Annotated in this window: 15 protein-coding genes; 7 read left to right on the top strand and 8 right to left on the bottom strand. The window is 72.0% G+C overall.

Features of this window, described 5'->3' with window-relative positions:
• Positions 1-3 precede the first annotated feature (3 nt).
• The 3 genes from AB0C62_RS05165 to AB0C62_RS05155 all read right to left on the bottom strand — a co-directional run bounded on the left by AB0C62_RS05165 (position 4) and on the right by AB0C62_RS05155 (position 2,606).
• Positions 4-1,785: a cellulose synthase catalytic subunit gene (locus tag AB0C62_RS05165; protein ID WP_362969681.1), complete on the bottom strand. Its 1,782-nt coding sequence runs from the start codon at positions 1,783-1,785 to the stop codon at positions 4-6.
• Between the two features lie 186 nt (positions 1,786-1,971).
• Positions 1,972-2,265, bottom strand: coding sequence for an MTH1187 family thiamine-binding protein (locus AB0C62_RS05160; RefSeq protein ID WP_081219490.1), 294 nt, complete (start codon positions 2,263-2,265; stop codon positions 1,972-1,974).
• Positions 2,262-2,606 carry a DUF3817 domain-containing protein gene (locus AB0C62_RS05155; protein ID WP_362969680.1) on the bottom strand — a complete coding sequence of 115 codons (345 nt, stop codon included), beginning with the start codon at positions 2,604-2,606 and terminating at the stop codon, positions 2,262-2,264. Before AB0C62_RS05155 ends, AB0C62_RS05160 begins: the two co-directional genes overlap by 4 nt.
• Positions 2,607-2,830: 224 nt before the next feature.
• On the opposite strand from AB0C62_RS05155, the gene AB0C62_RS05150 reads away from it, so the two are divergent.
• From AB0C62_RS05150 to AB0C62_RS05135, 4 genes are all read left to right on the top strand, one after another.
• Positions 2,831-3,463, top strand: coding sequence for an AIM24 family protein (locus AB0C62_RS05150; protein WP_081221817.1), 633 nt, complete (start codon positions 2,831-2,833; stop codon positions 3,461-3,463).
• A gap of 1 nt (position 3,464) precedes the next feature.
• Positions 3,465-4,115: an AIM24 family protein gene (locus AB0C62_RS05145; RefSeq protein WP_362969727.1), complete on the top strand. Its 651-nt coding sequence runs from the start codon at positions 3,465-3,467 to the stop codon at positions 4,113-4,115.
• Positions 4,112-4,912 carry an AIM24 family protein gene (locus AB0C62_RS05140; protein ID WP_362969679.1) on the top strand — a complete coding sequence of 267 codons (801 nt, stop codon included), beginning with the start codon at positions 4,112-4,114 and terminating at the stop codon, positions 4,910-4,912. Before AB0C62_RS05145 ends, AB0C62_RS05140 begins: the two co-directional genes overlap by 4 nt.
• 92 nt (positions 4,913-5,004) lie before the next feature.
• On the top strand, positions 5,005-5,481 hold the full coding sequence (locus AB0C62_RS05135; protein WP_362969678.1) for a MarR family transcriptional regulator: 477 nt from the start codon (positions 5,005-5,007) through the stop codon (positions 5,479-5,481).
• A 115-nt stretch (positions 5,482-5,596) separates the two neighbouring features.
• Here the strand turns inward: AB0C62_RS05135 and AB0C62_RS05130 are convergent, their stop codons facing one another.
• Together AB0C62_RS05130 and AB0C62_RS05125 are read right to left on the bottom strand one after the other, a co-directional pair.
• Positions 5,597-7,222 carry a HAMP domain-containing sensor histidine kinase gene (locus tag AB0C62_RS05130; RefSeq protein ID WP_362969677.1) on the bottom strand — a complete coding sequence of 542 codons (1,626 nt, stop codon included), beginning with the start codon at positions 7,220-7,222 and terminating at the stop codon, positions 5,597-5,599.
• Positions 7,219-7,881: a response regulator transcription factor gene (locus tag AB0C62_RS05125; protein WP_362969676.1), complete on the bottom strand. Its 663-nt coding sequence runs from the start codon at positions 7,879-7,881 to the stop codon at positions 7,219-7,221. Before AB0C62_RS05125 ends, AB0C62_RS05130 begins: the two co-directional genes overlap by 4 nt.
• Before the next feature lie 162 nt (positions 7,882-8,043).
• Here AB0C62_RS05125 and AB0C62_RS05120 point away from each other — a divergent pair, with 162 nt between their 5' ends.
• A complete protein-coding gene (locus AB0C62_RS05120; RefSeq protein WP_362969675.1) occupies positions 8,044-8,940 on the top strand; it encodes a PepSY domain-containing protein in 897 nt (298 codons plus the stop codon).
• 98 nt (positions 8,941-9,038) lie between these two features.
• On the opposite strand, the gene AB0C62_RS05115 is transcribed toward AB0C62_RS05120, so the two are convergent.
• The 3 genes from AB0C62_RS05115 to AB0C62_RS05105 all read right to left on the bottom strand — a co-directional run bounded on the left by AB0C62_RS05115 (position 9,039) and on the right by AB0C62_RS05105 (position 13,035).
• A complete protein-coding gene (locus tag AB0C62_RS05115) occupies positions 9,039-10,325 on the bottom strand; it encodes an MFS transporter (protein ID WP_362969674.1) in 1,287 nt (428 codons plus the stop codon).
• Positions 10,326-10,837: 512 nt separating this feature from the next.
• A complete protein-coding gene (meaB, locus tag AB0C62_RS05110) occupies positions 10,838-11,794 on the bottom strand; it encodes a methylmalonyl Co-A mutase-associated GTPase MeaB (protein WP_362969725.1) in 957 nt (318 codons plus the stop codon).
• A 38-nt stretch (positions 11,795-11,832) separates the two neighbouring features.
• Positions 11,833-13,035, bottom strand: a complete 1,203-nt coding sequence (locus AB0C62_RS05105; RefSeq protein ID WP_362969673.1) for an acetyl-CoA C-acetyltransferase — start codon at positions 13,033-13,035, stop codon at positions 11,833-11,835.
• 148 nt (positions 13,036-13,183) lie between these two features.
• Here AB0C62_RS05105 and mce point away from each other — a divergent pair, with 148 nt between their 5' ends.
• Positions 13,184-13,624: a methylmalonyl-CoA epimerase gene (mce, locus tag AB0C62_RS05100; RefSeq protein ID WP_362969672.1), complete on the top strand. Its 441-nt coding sequence runs from the start codon at positions 13,184-13,186 to the stop codon at positions 13,622-13,624.
• Between the two features lie 243 nt (positions 13,625-13,867).
• Positions 13,868-17,713: a polarized growth protein Scy gene (gene scy, locus AB0C62_RS05095; protein ID WP_362969671.1), complete on the top strand. Its 3,846-nt coding sequence runs from the start codon at positions 13,868-13,870 to the stop codon at positions 17,711-17,713.
• The last annotated feature ends 96 nt before the right edge of the window (positions 17,714-17,809 follow it).

Genomic DNA, 17,809 nt, shown 5'->3' with positions numbered 1-17,809 from the left:
GGCCTAGGTACCTCCTGGGGTGGAGCCGGTGGCCGGGGCGGGCGTTCGGGCGGCGAGGGCCGGTTCCTTGGGCTGGGGGACGCGGCCGGGGGCGGAGTGCGGCCGCCGCGTCCGGTGTTCCTTGAGGAGGGTGGCGATCCATACGGCGACGGGTGCCAGGGAGAGGGCCATGGCGAGCAGGGCCCAGGTCCGCATGGCCGCGTGGGTGTGGCCGAGGACGGCGGAGGCAGCGAGGGAGAGGGCGAGAAGCGCGGCCCAGCCGAGGTGGATCCGGAAGGTGCGCAGCCGGTCGGGGCTGGTGTCGCCGCCCTTGGGGGTGACGACGAAGCGGCTGGGGCGGCGGGTGAGGGCGTCGGTCAGCGCCTTGAGGTAGATGGGGGCGGAGAGCGCGGACATGGCCATGCCGGCGAGGCCGCCTGAGCCCTCGGGTTCGTGAGGGGAGACGTTGTGGCGCCGGTTCCAGAGGTAGAGGGCGATCCGGAGGGCGGCGGCGTCGCTGTAGAGCATGAGCCACAGGGAGGCGGTGACCTGGGTTCCGGAGGCTCCGAACCAGAGGAAGAGGACGCAGCTGATGATGCCGAGGAGCCAGTTGACGGCGGTCATCGGGTAGTAGATGAGCATCATCGTGTAGGAGAAGAGGCGACCGGGAGGCATGGTGAGGACGGCCTTCCAGTACTGCTTGAAGAGTGTTTCGTAGGCGCCGCGGGACCAGCGCATCTGCTGGGTGAAGAAGTCGGTCCAGGAGGCGGGTCCCTCGCCGACGGCGAGCACGTCGGGTGTGTAGACGGATCGCCAGTGGTGGCCGGTCCGGGGGTTGCGGTGGCGGTGCAGCTCGAACCCGGTGGCCATGTCCTCGGTGATGGAGTCCTGGAGTCCGCCGATCTGGCGGAGGGCCGCGATGCGTACGACGTTGTTGGTGCCGACGAACATGGGTGAGCGGTAGCGGTTGCCGGCGCGCTGGATCAGGGCGTGGAAGAGGAACTGCTGGGACTCGGCGGCCTTGGTGACGGGGTGCTCGTAGTTTCCGTAGACCTGGGGGCCGACGACGAAGGCGACGTCGGGGTCGCGGAAGTAGCCCATCATCCGGTCGAGGAAGCCGGGCAGGGGGGTGTGGTCGGCGTCGACCGAGGCGAAGTACTCGTAGGCGTGGCCGTGGAGGGTGAGCCACGCGTTGTAGTTGCCGTGTTTGGTGCGGGCCTTGTGGGCGCCGTGGGGGCGGTTCCATTCGGGGATGCCGTGGCGGGTGAAGTGGCGGACGCCGAGTTCGGCGCAGAGGGCTCTGGCCCCGTCGTCGTCGCCCTCGTCGAGGAGCCAGACGTGGAGGAGTCCGGTGTGGGTGACGCGGAGGGCGCCTTCGAGCGTGGCGCGGACCGTGGCGAGGGGTTCCTTGCCGGGGACGTAGGTGGTGAGGAAGGCGACCCGGGTTCCCTCTTCGGGGGCGAGGGGGACGGGGTCGCGGGCGGTGAGGGTCGCGTGGGCGATGCTCAGGACGTTGACGACCATGAAGAGTTCGATGAGGCCGATGGCGATGAGCATCGTCGTGTCGAGGGCGACGAGCCAGGTCGCGCCGTTCTCGCGTTCGACCCAGTGGGTGGGCCAGAGGACGTAGACGAGGAGGGCGGCGGTGAGGGCCGGCGCGAGGGTCATGAGGAGGAGAGCGCTTATTCGGTGGGGCTCGCGTGACAGGAGCTTGGTGTACCGCACCTGTTGGGCCGTGCCGGCGGGGTGGGTCAGGGGTCCGGCGAGTCGGCTGTAGGTGTCGTAGTCGTAGCCCTCGGGCCGCACGCGCCCTCCTGTGGTCGAGGTGGCCTGACTGGCCGTTATCCACACACAAGGTGAGTTTTGGCCGGGTGTCGAACGGGGTGCGTCCGATGGGGTGCGCGGGGCGGGCGGCCGGGTGGTCTTTGGTGCGGGCATGCGGGAACCCCGGTCCTGGGGACCGGGGTTCTCGGGTGGTGAGGTGAGGCGCTGTCAGGCGGACAGGTGCCGTTCGACGGTCTCGACCTTGCTGGTGAGCCCGTCGGTGACGCCGGGTCGGATGTCGGCCTTGAGGACGAGGGAGACCCGGGGTGCGCGCTCCTCGACGACGGCGACGGCGCGTTTGACGACGGCCATGACCTCGTCCCAGTCGCCTTCGACGGACGTGAACATCGCGTCGGTGCGGTGGGGCAGGCCGGACTCGCGGACGACGCGGACGGCGTCGGCGACGTACTCCCCGACGTCCTCGCCGACACCGAGCGGTGTCACGGAGAAGGCGACGATCATGCGTTGACGACCCCTTCCTGGCGGGCCCGGGAGGCGATGACCGCGTTCTCGGCCTCGTGCTTGAGCTTGCGCTCGGCGAAGAAGCCGCCGGTGGGCAGCACGGACAGAACGAAGTAGAGGACGCCGGTGCCGGCGCTCCAGCGGGCGCGGTTCCAGGCGTCGGCCCAGAAGATCACGTAGAGGATGAAGAGGACACCGTGGACCGCGCCCATGACGGGGACGGCGTTGAAGTCCGTGGTCCGCTTCAGCACCGAGCAGACGAGCAGCAGCAGGAAGGAGACGGCTTCGGGGGCCGAGACCAGGCGGAGGCGGCGGAGTGCGGTGGCGGTCTTTATGTCCACGGGTCACCTTCGGTGGGAGTTTCGCTGGCGGGGTGACGCTGCTTTGTGAACGCAAGCACAAGCGTCGGATCCATTGTGGCATCCGGGGGCGGGGGGCCGGTCCGAGGGTCCGGGTGGGTGTTCGGACGGGAGTCCGGCGATCCCCCCGGGGGCCGCTCGGGGGTGGGATCCTCCCGGAGACTCTGTCGGCGGCGGCACGCTGGGGCTACCGTCGCTTCGTGGCGATGTTTCGACTTCAAGGCAGCAAGGTGCTGGCCGTCGACGTGACCGGGGACGCCGTGAAGGCGAAGAACGGCTCGATGGTCGCGTACGACGGCCAGATGGCCTTCAAGAAGCTGAGCGGGGGCGGTGAGGGGGTCCGGGGGATGGTCACCCGGCGCCTGACCGGTGAGCAGATGACCGTGATGGAGGTGAGGGGGCACGGGACGTGCTGGTTCGCGGACCGCGCCTCGGAGATCAATCTGGTGGGGCTCCAGGGCGACAAGCTGTACGTCGAGTCGAGCAATCTGCTGGCGACGGACGCGGGGCTGCGGACGGGGACGACGTTCACGGGTCTGCGGGGCGCGTCGCAGGGCAACGGGTTGTTCACGACGACGGTCGAGGGACACGGCCAGGCGGCGATCACGTCGGACGGGCCGGCGGTGGTGCTGCGGGTGAGTGCGCAGTATCCGCTGACGGTGGACCCGGGCGCGTACATCGCGCACCAGGGGAACGTGCGGCAGTCCTTGCAGTCGGGTGTGACGTTCCGCACGCTGCTCGGTGAGGGCGGTGGCGAGGCGTTCCAGATGCGGTTCGAGGGCGACGGTCTGGTCTACGTGCAGCCCAGTGAGCGGAACACGATCGCGGGGGATGTGTGAGATGCCGTTCCGCGAGGTGAATTCGAAGGTGGTCGAGGCGACGGTCGTGCCGGGCCGGCGGCTGTTCAGTCAGCGGGGCGCGATGCTGGCGTACCGGGGCGAGGTGTCGTTCACGCCGAACGTCCAGGGCGGTCAGGGCGGTGTGATGTCGATGATCGGCCGTCGACTGGCGAACGAGGCGACTCCGCTGATGACGGTGGAGGGGTCGGGGACGGTGCTGTTCGGGCACGGCGGTCATCACGTGCAGGTGATCGAGTTGTCCGGGGACACCTTGTACGTGGAGGCGGACCGGTTGCTGGCGTTCGACGGCGCGTTGCAGCAGGGGACGATGTTCCTGGGCTCGCAGGGCGGTGTGATGGGAATGGTCCGGGGCCAGGTGACGGGTCAGGGACTGTTCACGACGACGCTGAAGGGGCACGGCGCGGTGGCGGTGATGGCGCACGGCGGCGTGTTCGAGGTGCCGATCACTCCGCAGCGCCCGGTGCACGTGGATCCGCAGGCGTACGTGGCGCATCACGGGGATGTGCGGAACAAGCTGTCGACGGCGCTGGGCTGGCGGGACATGGTGGGGCGCGGCTCGGGTGAGGCGTTCCAGCTGGAGCTGAGCGGCAGCGGTTCGGTGTTCGTGCAGGCGTCGGAGGAGAAACTGTGAGCGGGTACGGAGTCCCGGGCGGCCCGGTGGTCCACGATCCGATGTCGCTGCCGGTCGACGACAACGTGAACAACTACACCTTCTGCGTGGAGCTCAAGGGGAGCCAGTGGTTCCTGCAGAAGGGCAAGATGATCGCCTACTACGGGTCGATGGAGTTCAACGGGATCGGGCACGGCCGTCTGGACCGTCTGGTGCGTACGTCGTTCCATTCGCCTCTGCACGCGAGCGACTGGGTCGTGGCGGAGGGTTCGGGCAAGATGCTGCTCGCCGACCGGGCCTTCGACGTGAATTCGTACGACCTGGACGACGGCAACCTGACCATTCGCTCTGGCAACTTGCTCGCTTTTCAGCCAAGTCTCGCGCTGAAGCAGTCGATCGTGCCGGGCTTTCTGACACTGATCGGAACGGGCAAGTTCGTGGCCGCGTCGAACGGTCCGGTGGTGTTCATGGAACCCCCGATCCGGGTGGACCCGCAGGCCCTCGTCGGGTGGGCGGACTGCCCCTCCCCGTGCCACCACTACGACCATGGGTACATGACAGGCGTGATGGGCGGTCTACGTGCGATGACGGGCCTCGGCGGGGCGTCCGGGGAGGAGCACCAGTTCGAGTTCGTGGGGGCGGGTACGGTGCTGCTCCAGTCGACCGAGATCCTGATGGCGGAGCAGGCGACGGGGGCGGTCCCGCAGCAGGCCGGAGTGCCGGGCGCGGGCGGGGTCCAAGGTCAGCACGGGCAGCAGTCCGGGGCACCGCGCCTTCCCGGACAGCTGGGGGACCTCCAGCGTCGCTTCGGGCTGTGAGCGGTAGTCTGCGGAGTGTGACATCGAACGCGTGCGCACCGTCACACCACCCTCACTAGTTCGCCTTTCAACATTTTAGGTAGACTTCATTTATGGAGACCGAGACGGCCACGCGCTGGCTGACCGATGCGGAGCAGTGCGCCTGGCGCACCCACCTGGAGGTCAACAGGCTGTTGACGTACCAGCTCGAAAGGGATCTTCAGCCGTTCGGGCTGACGATGAACGACTACGAGATTCTGGTGAACCTCTCCGAGTCGGAGGGCGACCGTATGCGGATGAGTGACCTGGCGTCCGCCACCCTCCAGTCCAAGAGCCGCCTCTCGCACCAGATCACGCGCATGGAGAGCGCCGACCTGGTGCGCCGCGAGAACTGCGAGTCCGACCGGCGGGGGCTGTACGCGGTCCTCACCGAGCACGGCATGGAGACCATGCAGAAGGTCTCCCCGCACCACGTCGCCTCGGTGCGCAGGCACTTCATCGACCTGCTGTCGCCCGAGGCGCTCGAGGACCTGCACAAGTCGCTGCGGCCGATCGCCGAGCACCTGCGCGGACAGCGCGGCAAGCCGTAGTACCCCTCGGGGAGCACGGAACCAAGGCCGCAGCGCACTCGTCGCGAGTGCGCTGCGGCTTTTTGCGTGGGGCACCTCGGCGAACGCGCCGATCATCCGCAGGTCGCCGAGCCCCTCAGGGAGCCGTGCGCGGCAGCCTGAGCACGAAGAGCGCTCCGCCGGAGGGCGCCTCACCGAGGGTGAGCGTTCCCCCGTGCCGTACGGCGACGTCCCGGGCGATCGCGAGGCCGAGGCCGGCGCCGCCGTCGTCCCGGCTGCGGGCGTCGTCGAGGCGGACGAACCGCTCGAAGACCCGTTCACGCTGACCGGCGGGGACTCCGTCCCCGTCGTCGGCGACGGTCAGTTCCGCCCACGCGCCGTCGGCGCGCACCCGGACCTCGACCCGTTCACGGGCGTGGCGCCGGGCGTTGTCCAGCAGATTGGCCAGCACCCGCGCCACCTGCCCGCGGGACCCGGACACCTGGACCCCGTCCTCGGCCGTCAAAGCGATCCCGGTCCTGCGTTCCGCCTCCTCGGTCGCGAGCGCGCCCAGGTCGAAGCGTCCGTCGGCGGGCCGCTCCCCCGCGTCCAGCCGGGCGAGCAGCAGCAGGTCCGCGGCGAGCCGCTGCAGTCGTACGGTGTCCTCGACCGCGCCCGCCACGTCGAGCAACTCCGGGTGGGCGGCGCCCACTTCGAGCTGGGTGCGCAGCGAGGCGATGGGGCTGCGCAGTTCGTGCGAGGCGTCGGCGACGAACCGGCGCTGCCGCTCCACCGACTCCTCCAACGCGGACAGCGTTTCGTTGGTGGTCCGGGCGAGCCGGGCGACCTCGTCGTGCGAGTCCGGGACGGGGACGCGGCGTGCGAGGTCCTGGGAGGCGGTGATGGCGGCCATCTCGCCGCGGATGCCCTCGACGGGCCGCAGCGCGCGCCGGGTCACCCGCCAGGTCACCGCGGCGACCGTGGCGAGGAGGAGGGGGAGGCCGATCAGCATGGAGGTCAGGGCGGTGCGGACGGCGCCCTGTTCGGCGGCGAGGGGGGCGCCGGCCCAGACGGTGAGGGTGACGTCCTGGGGTGTGGTGACCTCGACGGCCGCGAACCGGTAGTCCGCGGTGTCGCCGTCGACGGTCGCGGTGCCCTGACCGGTGCGCACGTCCTCGGAGATCTCCCCGACGGCGGGATCGTCGTCGTCCCCGCCGCTGTCGTCGTCGCCGCTGTCGTCCCCGCTGTCGTCGCTTCCCCTGCCCTTCCCGCTGTCGCTGTCGTCGCTCCCGCTGCCCTTGCCGCTGCTGTTCCCGCTGCCGCTGCCCCGGCCCCGCCTGCCGTCGTCGTCTCCGCCGCTGTCGTCGTCCTCGCCGTCGTCGTCCGTCGCGCTCGCGGAGGGAGAGGGGGATGAGGGTGCTGAGGGGGATGCGGAGGCAGAGGAGGACGCGGAGGGAGCGGGGGCCGGCCGCACGGCGGTGACTCCCGTGCCGCTGACACGCTCCAGGTCGTCGCTCGCGGCGACGAGGCGTCCGTCCTCCTCGGCGACCTGGACGGGGTGTTCCTCGGCGTCGCCGAGTTCGAGGTCCTTGTAGGCGATGCCCGCGGCGAGCTGCGAGGCCACGTGGCGGGCCGCCGTGTCGGCCTGGGCGTCCGCCTGGCCCACGAGGTCCGCGCGCAGCGACAGGAGCACGGCCGCCCCCGCGACGACCAGCACGACGGCGACGACCAGGGTGGCTCCGAGGGTCGCCTTGGCCCGTACGGAACCGAACAGCCGCCTCACCGCGCCTCCAGGCGGTATCCGGCGCCGCGTACGGTCCGGATGAGTTCGGCGCCGAGCTTGCGGCGCAGCGCGCTGACGTACACCTCGACGATGTTGGGGTCGCCGTCGTAGGCGAAGTCCCAGACGTGTTCGAGGATGTCGGCCTTGGACACGACCTCGCCGGCCCGCAGGACGAGGTGTTCGAGGACGGAGAACTCCTTGGTGGTGAGGGCGACTTCGTCTCCGTCGCGCAGGACGCGACGGGCGGCGGTGTCGACCCGGATCGGGCCGAGGACGTGCACGGGGGACGCTCCGGCCTGGCCGCGGCGGCGCAGCAGCGCCTTGACCCGGGCGACGAGGACGACGTAGGAGAACGGCTTCGTCAGGTAGTCGTCGGCGCCGGTGTCGAGTCCCTCGGCCTCGTCGTACTCACCGTCCTTGGCGGTGAGCATCAGGATCGGGACGTCGTGTCCGCCGGCGCGGAGGGCGGCGCACACGCGGTAGCCGTTCATGCCGGGCAGCATGATGTCGAGGACGACGAGGTCGTAGCCTCCCCCGGCGGCCCGGTGCAGTCCTTCGAGGCCGTCGTGCACGACGTCCACGGCGTAGCCCTCGGCCCGAAGGCCCCCGGCCAGCGACAGGGCGAGCCGCTTCTCGTCCTCCACGATCAACAGGCGCATGGAGACAGGGTCGCAAACCGAACCTGAAGACGGCTTCAGGTTCCTTCAGGCTGCCTTCAGCGTCCGTCCCGCAGATTGGTCCACGTCGTCCCGGTCGCACCGCTTCCGGCGGAACGTCCGGGACGGGACAGCGTGAACCAGTGGACTTCGGGAGGGCTTTCCATGAAGCGCAACATCGTCATCGCCACGGTCGCGGCCGCGGCTCTGATCGCCGGGGGCACGGCGACGTCCCTCGCCGTCACGGGCAACGGCACGACGGCACCGGCGACGCGGGCGAGCGGACAGCCGGGGGCGGACGACGACCTGGCCGGCGACCGGCAGGGCGGCCGGGACGGCGGTCGGGACGACGCGAGCGTCGAGGGATCGAACCGGTCCGGCGGCAAGGCCGTGACGGCACAGGACGCCATCGCCCGTGCCCTGGGCCACACACCGGGCACCGCCGTCGGCGCAGAGCTCGACGACGAGAACGGTTCCGTGGTGTGGGAGGTCGAGATCATCGGCGGCGACGGCACCTGGCACGACGTCCGGGTCTCGCCCGCCGAAGGCAGGATCCTCGGTTCCCGGACCGAGCGCGAGGACGACACCGCCCGGGTGCGGGCGGCGCTGAACGGCACCTCCGTCTCGGCCGCCGAGGCCGCCCGGGCCGCCGCCGCGAAGGGCCGGGTCACCGAGATCGACGTCGACGAGGACAGCAGGACGCCCGTCTGGAAGGTGGAGACCCTGAGCTCGAAGGGCGTCGAGCAGGAGTGGCGCGTCGACCTCGACACGGCCCGGATCACCGCGGACCGGGACCACGGGTCGGACGACGACGCGGACGACCGGACCGACCACGACGCCGACGACGACCGCACGCAGCCCACGCACGCCGCGGACGACCGTACGGAACGGGAGCGCGGCTCCGACGACGGCACGCACGCCCGCGGTTCGGACGACGGCGCCGGGCACACCGAGCGTCACGGAGCCGGGCACGGGTCGGACGACGGCCCGGAGCACCACGGGCGACACGGCTCGGACGACGACGCGAACGACGACTCGGGGCACGGCTCGGACGACGACTGACCGGGCGGTCGGGGATCGACGGGGCCGGGCGCGGGCGATGCACACAGGCATCGCCCGCGCCCGGCCCTGTGTCCTGGCCCGGATCCGCGCCCGACCGGTCAGACGCGGCTGGGCTCGACGTCCTCCGGCGCCACCTCTCGCTCGACCGCGGACGCCCCGGACACTCCGGACGCTCCGGATTCCGAGCGGGCCGTGGGCGCCGCGCGCAGGGAGACGAGCGCCGCCGTCAGGGACACCGCCCCCGAGATCGCAAAGCACCAGCCCAGGGACACATGGCCCACCAGCAGGCCCACCCCGGCCGCGCCACCCGAACCACCCGCGTTCACCGCGGTGTTGACCCAGGCGCCCGCCTGGGTGCGGAAGCCGGGCGGGGCGGCCGCGTCCGCGATCAGGTACGACGTGGTGAGGGCCGGGGCGACGAAGAAGCCCGCGCAGGCGACCGCCACGGTCAGGGTGGCGAGGCCCGGAGCGAACGCGGCGGCGAGCAGGGCGAGGCCCAGGCCGCCGGCCGTCAGGGGCAGTCGTGCGCCCGGGGACAGACGCCAGTCGACGGCGCCGTTGAGCAGGCCGCCCAGCGCGCTGCCCAGCGACAGCGCGGCGAGCACCCACGCCACCGTGTCGGCCCGGTGGTGGTGCTGTTCGGCGAACGCCAGGACCAGGAGGTCGACGGCCCCGAGGGACAGGCCGACGCCGAGCGCGACGACGACGGGCTGGGCGAGGGCCCGGCCGCCCCACCGACGGCGCCCGCTGCGGCCCGCCTCGGCCTTGGCCGGACTGACCCCCGCGACAGCCGGCGACAGGACGAACGCCAGCGTTCCCGCCCAGACCAGCAGGGCGCTCAGCACGACCGCGGCGGCGGGCGGCGCCCACTGGACGACCGCGCCGACGAGCAGCGGCCCGGAGACGAAGAGGATCTCCTCCAGGACGCCGTCGAGGCTGTACGCACGCTGCAACAGCCGCTCGTCGGGGACCAGTTGACTCCACACCGTCCGCATCGTGGGGCCGAGGGGCGGGGTGCAGGTACCCGCGGCGACGGCCAGCGCGCCGATGGCGAGGGCCGGTGCGCCGGGCCGCCAGGCGGTCGCCGCGAAGGCGGTGAGCAGGCCCGCGTACAGCGAGGTCATGGGGATCAGGGCGCGGCGGGCGCCGTGCCGGTCGATCAGGGCCGCCCGGGCGGGCGACAGGAACACGCTCGCCGCGCCGAACAGGGCCATGACGGTGCCGGCCACGGCGTACGAACCGGTGGCGTGGATGGTGGTGAGCATCATGGCCAGCGAGACGAGACCGTACGAGAGGCGGCCGGTCAGGGCGGCGGCGAAGGTGCGGCGGGCGTGGGGGATGCGGAAGAGCGCGGCGTACGAAGGCCGCGGGGATGACCCGGACATGGGTGTGGTTCCTCAACTGCGAGGCGGGAAAGGGGACGCCGGAGTGCCGCGACGCCGCAGCCTCGGTGCTGCCGGTGCGTCGCGGGCCTGGGCGGGCCCTATGCCAAGAGGAGGAACATGCGCTCAACGTAACAGCGCGCGCGGGGAGTCGGCCAGGGGGTTCCCGGCCGCGCCCCGTCACGGAGCGGGCACCGGCGGCGGACCGCCTCGCGGCGACCGGGCCGACATCGTCACCGAACCCGCGTACGTGATCGTCACCGAGCCTGCGACGGTGATCGGCGCCGGGACTGATCGTGGCCGGGCCTCCGCACGGTGATCGTGGCCGGGCACCACGACAGCCGCCCGTGGCCACGGCCGGACCGCAGGGCGGGCTTGTCCCGCTCACCGCCGGGGCGTCGGCCGATCTCTCCGTCGTCGCGGCCCCGCGTCGGTGTGCCCGCCCCCGACTCCACCGGCTGTCGAGCGGGCCTCCCCGTCGGGCGGGCGCGAACTGCCCGTCCCGAGGGGGTCGTTCAGTTCTCCGTGAGGCCCTCGACGAGGGAGTCCGCAGCACGGTAGGGGTCCAGTTCGCCGGCGACGATGCGTTCGGCGAGGGCGCTGAGGCGGCGGTCTCCGTGCAGGTCGCCGATGCGTCGGCGCAGGGTCGTCACGGCGATCGTCTCGACCTCCTGGGACGCCCGGGCGAGCCGGCGTTCGGCGAGGACGCCGTGCTCCTCCATCCACGCCCGGTGCTTCTCCAGCGCCTCGACGACCTCGTCGATGCCCTCCGAGCGGGCGGCGACCGTCTTGACGATCGGGGGGCGCCAGGCGCCCGGGCCGCGGGACTCACCGAGGCCGAGCATGTGGTTCAGCTCGCGGGCGGTGGCGTCGGCGCCGTCGCGGTCGGCCTTGTTGACGACGTACACGTCGCCGATCTCCAGGATTCCGGCCTTGGCGGCCTGGATGCCGTCGCCCATGCCGGGGGCCAGCAGGACGACCGAGGTGTCGGCCTGGCGGGCGATCTCGACCTCCGACTGGCCGACACCGACGGTCTCCACGAGGATCACGTCGCAGCCCGCGGCGTCGAGGACCCGGATCGCCTGCGGGGCCGCCCAGGCGAGCCCGCCGAGGTGGCCGCGGGTCGCCATGGAGCGGATGTAGACGCCCGGGTCGGAGGAGTGGTCGGACATGCGGACGCGGTCGCCGAGGAGCGCGCCGCCGGAGAAGGGCGAGGACGGGTCGACGGCGAGGACGCCGACCCGCTTGCCCTGCCGCCGGTAGGCGGTCACCAGCGCCGACGTCGAGGTGGACTTGCCGACGCCGGGCGATCCGGTGAGCCCCACCACGTAGGCGTTGCCGGTCAGCGGGGCCAGGGCCGCCATGACCTCACGGAGCTGCGGTGCCGCCCCCTCCACCAGGGAGATCAGCCGGGCCACCGCCCGCGGTCGCCCTTCTCTGGCCTGGGACACCAGCGAGGAGACGTCCTGCATCACAGCTCCGTTCACGAGAGATCAGGGTGGAACGCGTGTCAGGCCTTGGCTACCCGCACGATCAGCGCGTCACCCTGACCGCCGCCACCGCACAGGGCGGCCGCGCCGACGCCACCGCCGCGCCGCTTCAGTTCGAGGGCGAGGTGCAGGACGAGACGGGCGCCGGACATGCCGATCGGGTGGCCGAGGGCGATGGCGCCGCCGTTCACGTTCACCTTGTCCGTGGACACGCCGAGATCCTTCATCGACTGGACCGCGACGGCCGCGAACGCTTCGTTGATCTCGATCAGGTCGAGGTCACCGGCCTCCAGGCCCTCCTTCTTCAGGGCGTGCAGGATCGCGTTCGAGGGCTGCGACTGGAGGGAGTTGTCCGGCCCCGCCACGTTGCCGTGGGCGCCGATCTCGGCGATCCACTCCAGGCCCAGCTCCAGGGCCTTGGCCTTGCTCATCACGACCACGGCGGCGGCGCCGTCCGAGATCTGGGAGGCGCTGCCGGCGGTGATGGTGCCGTCCTTGGTGAAGGCGGGGCGCAGCCGGCCGAGGGACTCGGCGGTCGTCTCGGCGCGGATGCCCTCGTCCTTGCTGAAGACGACGGGTTCGCCCTTGCGCTGCGGGATCTCCACGGGGGTGATCTCCGCCTCGAAGATGCCGTTCTTCTGGGCGGCGGCCGCGCGCTGGTGGGAGAGAGCGGCGATCTCGTCCTGCTCCGGCCGCTGGATGCCGAGGCGCGTGTTGTGCTTCTCGGTGGACTCGCCCATGGCGATGTTCTCGAAGGCGTCGGTCAGCCCGTCGTACGCCATGGCGTCGAGCATCTCGATGGCGCCGTACTTGTATCCCTCGCGGGACTTCGGGAGCAGGTGCGGGGCGTTGGTCATGGATTCCTGGCCGCCGGCGACGACGATGTCGAACTCGCCGGCGCGGATCAGCTGGTCCGCGAGGGCGATGGCGTCGAGGCCGGAGAGGCACACCTTGTTGATGGTGAGGGCCGGGACGCTCATGGGGATGCCCGCCTTGACGGCGGCCTGGCGTGCCGGGATCTGCCCTGCCCCGGCCTGGAGCACCTGGCCCATGATCACGTACTGCACCTGGTCGCCGCCGATGCCCGCACGGTCGAGGGCGGCCTTGATCGCGAATCCTCCGAGGTCGGCCCCGGAGAAGGACTTCAGCGAGCCCAGCAACCGTCCCATGGGCGTCCGGGCGCCCGCGACGATCACCGAGGTCGTGCTGTTCGTTCCAGACATGAGGTGCGATCCCCTTACCGGCTTGCACAGCCGAGGAGTGAACGAGGGTTTACTGAGAATGTACTGAGCGGTAGGCCATGCGTCATCCGGCCCGCAGTGTGATCGCGCGCACGTTGCGTAACCACGCCGGGAGCGCTGCACTGGCAGCATGCTGACGCGAATCGACCACATCGGGATCGCCTGTTTCGACCTCGACACGACTGTCGAGTTCTACCGTGCGACGTACGGCTTCGAGGTGTTCCACACCGAGGTCAACGAGGAGCAGGGCGTACGGGAGGCCATGCTCAAGATCAACGAGACGTCCGACGGGGGTGCGTCCTACCTCCAGTTGCTGGAACCGACCCGGGAGGATTCGGCCGTCGGGAAGTGGCTGGCGAAGAACGGCGAGGGCGTGCACCACATCGCTTTCGGCACCGCGGACGTCGACGCCGACGCGGCCGATATCCGGAACAAGGGCGTCCGAGTGCTGTATGACGAGCCGCGGACGGGGTCGATGGGGTCCCGGATCACCTTCCTCCACCCCAAGGATTGTCATGGAGTCCTGACAGAACTGGTCACTTCGGCGACGGTTGAGTCACCTGAGCACTGACCTCCGTATATCTGGGCCGGTAGGGTTGGGGGCGGCCGTCGCCTTCACGGGGGACGGCCGGGGTCCTGCCCGTCTTCGGGCGTGCGGGACCAAGGGCCGGGGTCCAGGTTTCGGGGGGCGAGCGTCGGGGCAGCAGCCCGTGCTCCGCCGTTGATCTGACACCATTCCCCGGGGGCCCCGTTCAGCGGATGGACGGAGCTCGTTCGGAAAGACTTTCGACCAGGGGACGGATGGGACCGCGCAGTGCGGGGCTACGAACGCCAGGAGCGAGAGCCGGCGGCTGACGTCGACCACCTCTCTCGGTTCGAGGCCGAGATGGAACGGCTGAAGACCGAGCGGGAGAAGGCCGTCCAGCACGCCGAGGATCTCGGCTATCAGGTCGAGGTGCTGCGCGCCAAGCTGCACGAGGCGCGCCGCAGTCTGGCGACCCGTCCTGCCTACGACGGGGCGGACATCGGCTATCAGGCCGAACAGCTGCTCCGTAACGCCCAGATGCAGGCCGACCAGCTGCGCACCGACGCCGAGCGGGAGATCAGCCAGGCCCGCGCGCAGACGCAGCGCATCCTCCAGGAGCACGCCGAGCAGGCCGCCCGGCTCCAGGCCGAGCTGCACCAGGAGGCGGTCACCCGCCGCCAGCAGCTAGACCAGGAACTCGCCGAGCGCCGGCAGACCGTCGAGTCGCACGTCAACGAGAACGTGGCGTGGGCCGAGCAGTTGCGGGCCCGTTCCGAGTCGCAGGCCCGCCGGCTCCTCGAGGAGTCGCGCGCGGAGGCCGAGCAGGCGCTGGCCGCCGCCCGTGCCGAGGCCGAGCGGGTCGCCTCGGAGGCCCGTCAGCGGCTCACGACCGACGCCGAGGCCGCCCGAGCGGAGGCCGAGGCGCTGCTGCGCCGGGCCCGTACGGACGCCGAGCGGCTACTGAACGCGGCGTCGACGCAGGCGCAGGAGGCCACCGACCACGCCGAGCAGCTGCGCAGTTCCACGGCGAGCGAGTCGGACAACGCCCGCCGGCAGGCCACCGAGCTGAGCCGGGCCGCCGAGCAGCGGATGAGCTCCGCCGAGACGCGGCTTCGGGAGGCGCAGGCCGAGGCGGACAAGGTGCTGTCCGAGGCCAAGGAGGCGGCCGCCAAGACGCTGTCCGCCGCCGAGTCGGCCAACGAACAGCGCACGCGGACGGCGAAGGAGCAGGTCGCCCGGCTGGTCAGCGAGGCGACGAAGGAGGCCGAGACCACCAAGTCGGAGGCCGAGCAGCTCGTCGAGGACGCGCGGACGAAGGCCGAGACGATCGTCGCGGAGGCCGAGGAGAGCGCGCGCAGCCTCACCGCCGAGGAGACCGCCTCGCAGCTCGCGAAGGCCGCCCGGACCGCCGAGGACGTCCTGAACAAGGCGTCCGAGGAGGCCAAGCGGACGACGAAGGCTGCGTCCGAGGAGGCCGAGCGGATCCGCACGGAGGCGGAGACCGAGGCCGACCGACTGCGGGCCGAGGCGCACGACATCGCCGAGGAGCTCAAGGGCACGGCGAAGGACGACACCAAGGAGTACCGCGCCAAGACGGTCGAACTGCAGGAGGAGGCGCGGCGGCTGCGCGGTGACGCCGAGCAGCTGCGGTCGGACGCGGTCGCCGAGGGCGAGCGCATCCGTGCCGAGGCCCGGCGCGAGGCCGTCCAGCAGATCGAGGAGGCGGCGCGGACCGCCGAGGAGTTGCTCGCCAAGGCGAAGGCCGACGCGGACGAACTGCGGCACGCCGCCACGGCGGACAGCGAGAAGGTCCGCACCGAGGCGATCGAGCGGGCGACCGGTCTGCGCCGGCAGGCGGAGGAGACGCTCGAGCGGACCCGCGCGGAGGCCGACCGGCACCGTGCGGAGGCCGTCGAGCAGGCCGAGACGATCACCGCCGACGCGGAGCGGGCCGCCGAGCGGCAGCGCGAGGAGACGGAGCGGGCCATAGAGGCCCGTCGGGCCGAGGCCGCCGAGGGTCTCGCCCGGCTGCACACGGAGGCCGAGGAGCGGCTGACCGCCGCCGAGCAGGCGCTGACGGACGCGCGTGCGGAGGCCGAGCGGATCCGCCGGGAGGCGGTCGAGGAGACGGAGCGGCTGCGGTCGGAGGCCGCGGAGCGGATCCGGACGCTCCAGGCGCAGGCCGAGGCGGAGGCCGAGCGGCTGCGCGACGAGGCGGCGGCGGACGCGGCGGCGTCCCGTGCCGAGGGCGAGACCATCGCCGTGCGGCTGCGGTCCGAGGCGGCCGCGGAGGCCGAGCGGCTGAAGTCGGAGGCGCAGGAGAGCGCGGACCGGGTACGGACCGAGGCGCAGGCCGCGGCCGAGCGGCTGGCCGCCGAGGGTGCCGAGACGCTGGCCGCCGCGCAGGAGGAGGCCGCACGGCGGCGCCGCGAGGCCGAGGAGACCCTCGGTTCGGCGCGCCAGGAGGCCCACCAGGAGCGCGAGCGGGCCCGCGAGCAGAGCGAGGAACTGCTCGCCTCGGCGCGCAAGCGCGTCGAGGAGGCCCAGACCGAGGCCGTACGGCTGGTCGAGGAGGCCGACCGGCGGGCGAACGAGATGGTCTCCAGCGCCGAGCAGACCGCGCAGCAGGTGCGGGACGCGGTGGCGGGACTGCACGAGCAGGCGCAGGAGGAGATCACCGGGCTGCGCTCGGCCGCCGAGCACGTGGCGGAGCGCACGCGCACGGAGGCACAGCAGGAGGCGGACCGGGTCCGCGCCGACGCGTACGCCGAGCGGGAGCGGGCGTCGGAGGACGCGTCGCGGCTGCGGCGGGAGGCCTCCGAGGAGACGGAGGCGGCCACCGCGCTCGCGGAGCGCACGGTCGCGGAGGCGATCGCCGAGTCGGAGCGGCTGCGTTCGGACGCCTCGGAGCACGCGCAGCGGGTGCGTACGGAGGTGTCCGACGCGATCGCCAACGCGGACCAGGACGCCTCGCGGACGCGTGCGGACGCCCGGGAGGACGCGAACCGGATTCGTTCGGACGCGGCGACGCAGGCGGACACCCTCATCACCGAGGCGGCGTCGGAGGCCGAGCGGCTGCAGACGGAGACCGCCGCGGAGGCCGAGCGGGTCCGCTCCGAGTCGGTCACCAAGGCGGAGCGGCTCATCGAGGACGCGACCGGCGACGCGGAGCGGCTGCGTGCCGAGGCCGCGGAGACGGTCGGTTCCGCGCAGCAGCACGCCGAGCGGGTGCGCTCGGAGGCGGAGCGGGTCAGGGCGCGGGCGGCGGAGGAGGCCGAGCGGGTCACGTCGTCGGCGCGCGAGGAGGCCGAGCGGACTCTCGACGAGGCCCGGCAGGAGGCCAACAAGCGGCGCTCCGAGGCCGCCGAGCAGGTGGACACGCTCATCTCCGAGACGGCGTCCGAGGCGGACAAGCTGCTCGCGGAGGCCCAGCAGAGCGCGCAGAAGACGACCGCGGACGCCGAGGCGCAGGCCGACACGATGGTCGGTGTGTCGCGGGGTGAGGCGGAGCGGCTCGTCTCGGAGGCGACCGTCGAGGGCAACACCCTGGTGGAGCGGGCGCGTACGGACGCGGACGAGCTGCTGATCGGCGCGCGCCGGGACGCCACCGCGATCCGGGAGCGCGCGGAGGAGCTGCGGGACCGGATCACCTCGGAGATCGAGGAGCTGCACGAGCGGGCCCGCCGTGAGTCGGCCGAGGCGATGAAGAACGCGGGCGACCGGTGCGACGCGCTCATCAAGGCCGCCGAGGACCAGCTCGCGGAGTCGGAGGCGAAGGCCAAGGACCTGGTGTCCGAGGCGAACTCCGAGGCCAGCAAGGTGCGGATCGCGGCGGTACGGAAGGCGGAGGGTCTCCTGAAGGAGGCCGAGCAGAAGAAGACGTCCGTCATCGCCGAGGCCGAGAAGATCAGGTCCGAGGCCATCCAGGAGGCCAAGGCGGCCGTCGAGGAGGGCAGGCGGGACCTGGAGGTGCTGGTGCGCCGTCGGGAGGACATCAACGCGGAGATCTCCCGTGTCCAGGATGTCCTGGAGGCGTTGGAGTCCTTCGAGGCGCCGGGCGGCAAGGACGGTGGCGTCAAGGCCGGTGCGACGGTGGGGGCGCCCCGATCGGGTGGCAAGTCGTCGGAGAGCTAGCCAGAACCACCCATTCCGTGCTTTGGGCGGACCTTTGGTGCGGGGTCTGGCAAGCCATCCGGCAGCTAGCCACCCAAAAGGAGTGTCATTCTCCAG

The sequence above is a fragment of the Streptomyces sp. NPDC048643 genome (assembly GCF_040650615.1).
GTDB lineage: Bacteria > Actinomycetota > Actinomycetes > Streptomycetales > Streptomycetaceae > Streptomyces.
The sequence above is the reverse complement of the archived record's forward strand: the minus strand, read 5'-3'. Positions and strand labels throughout refer to the sequence as shown.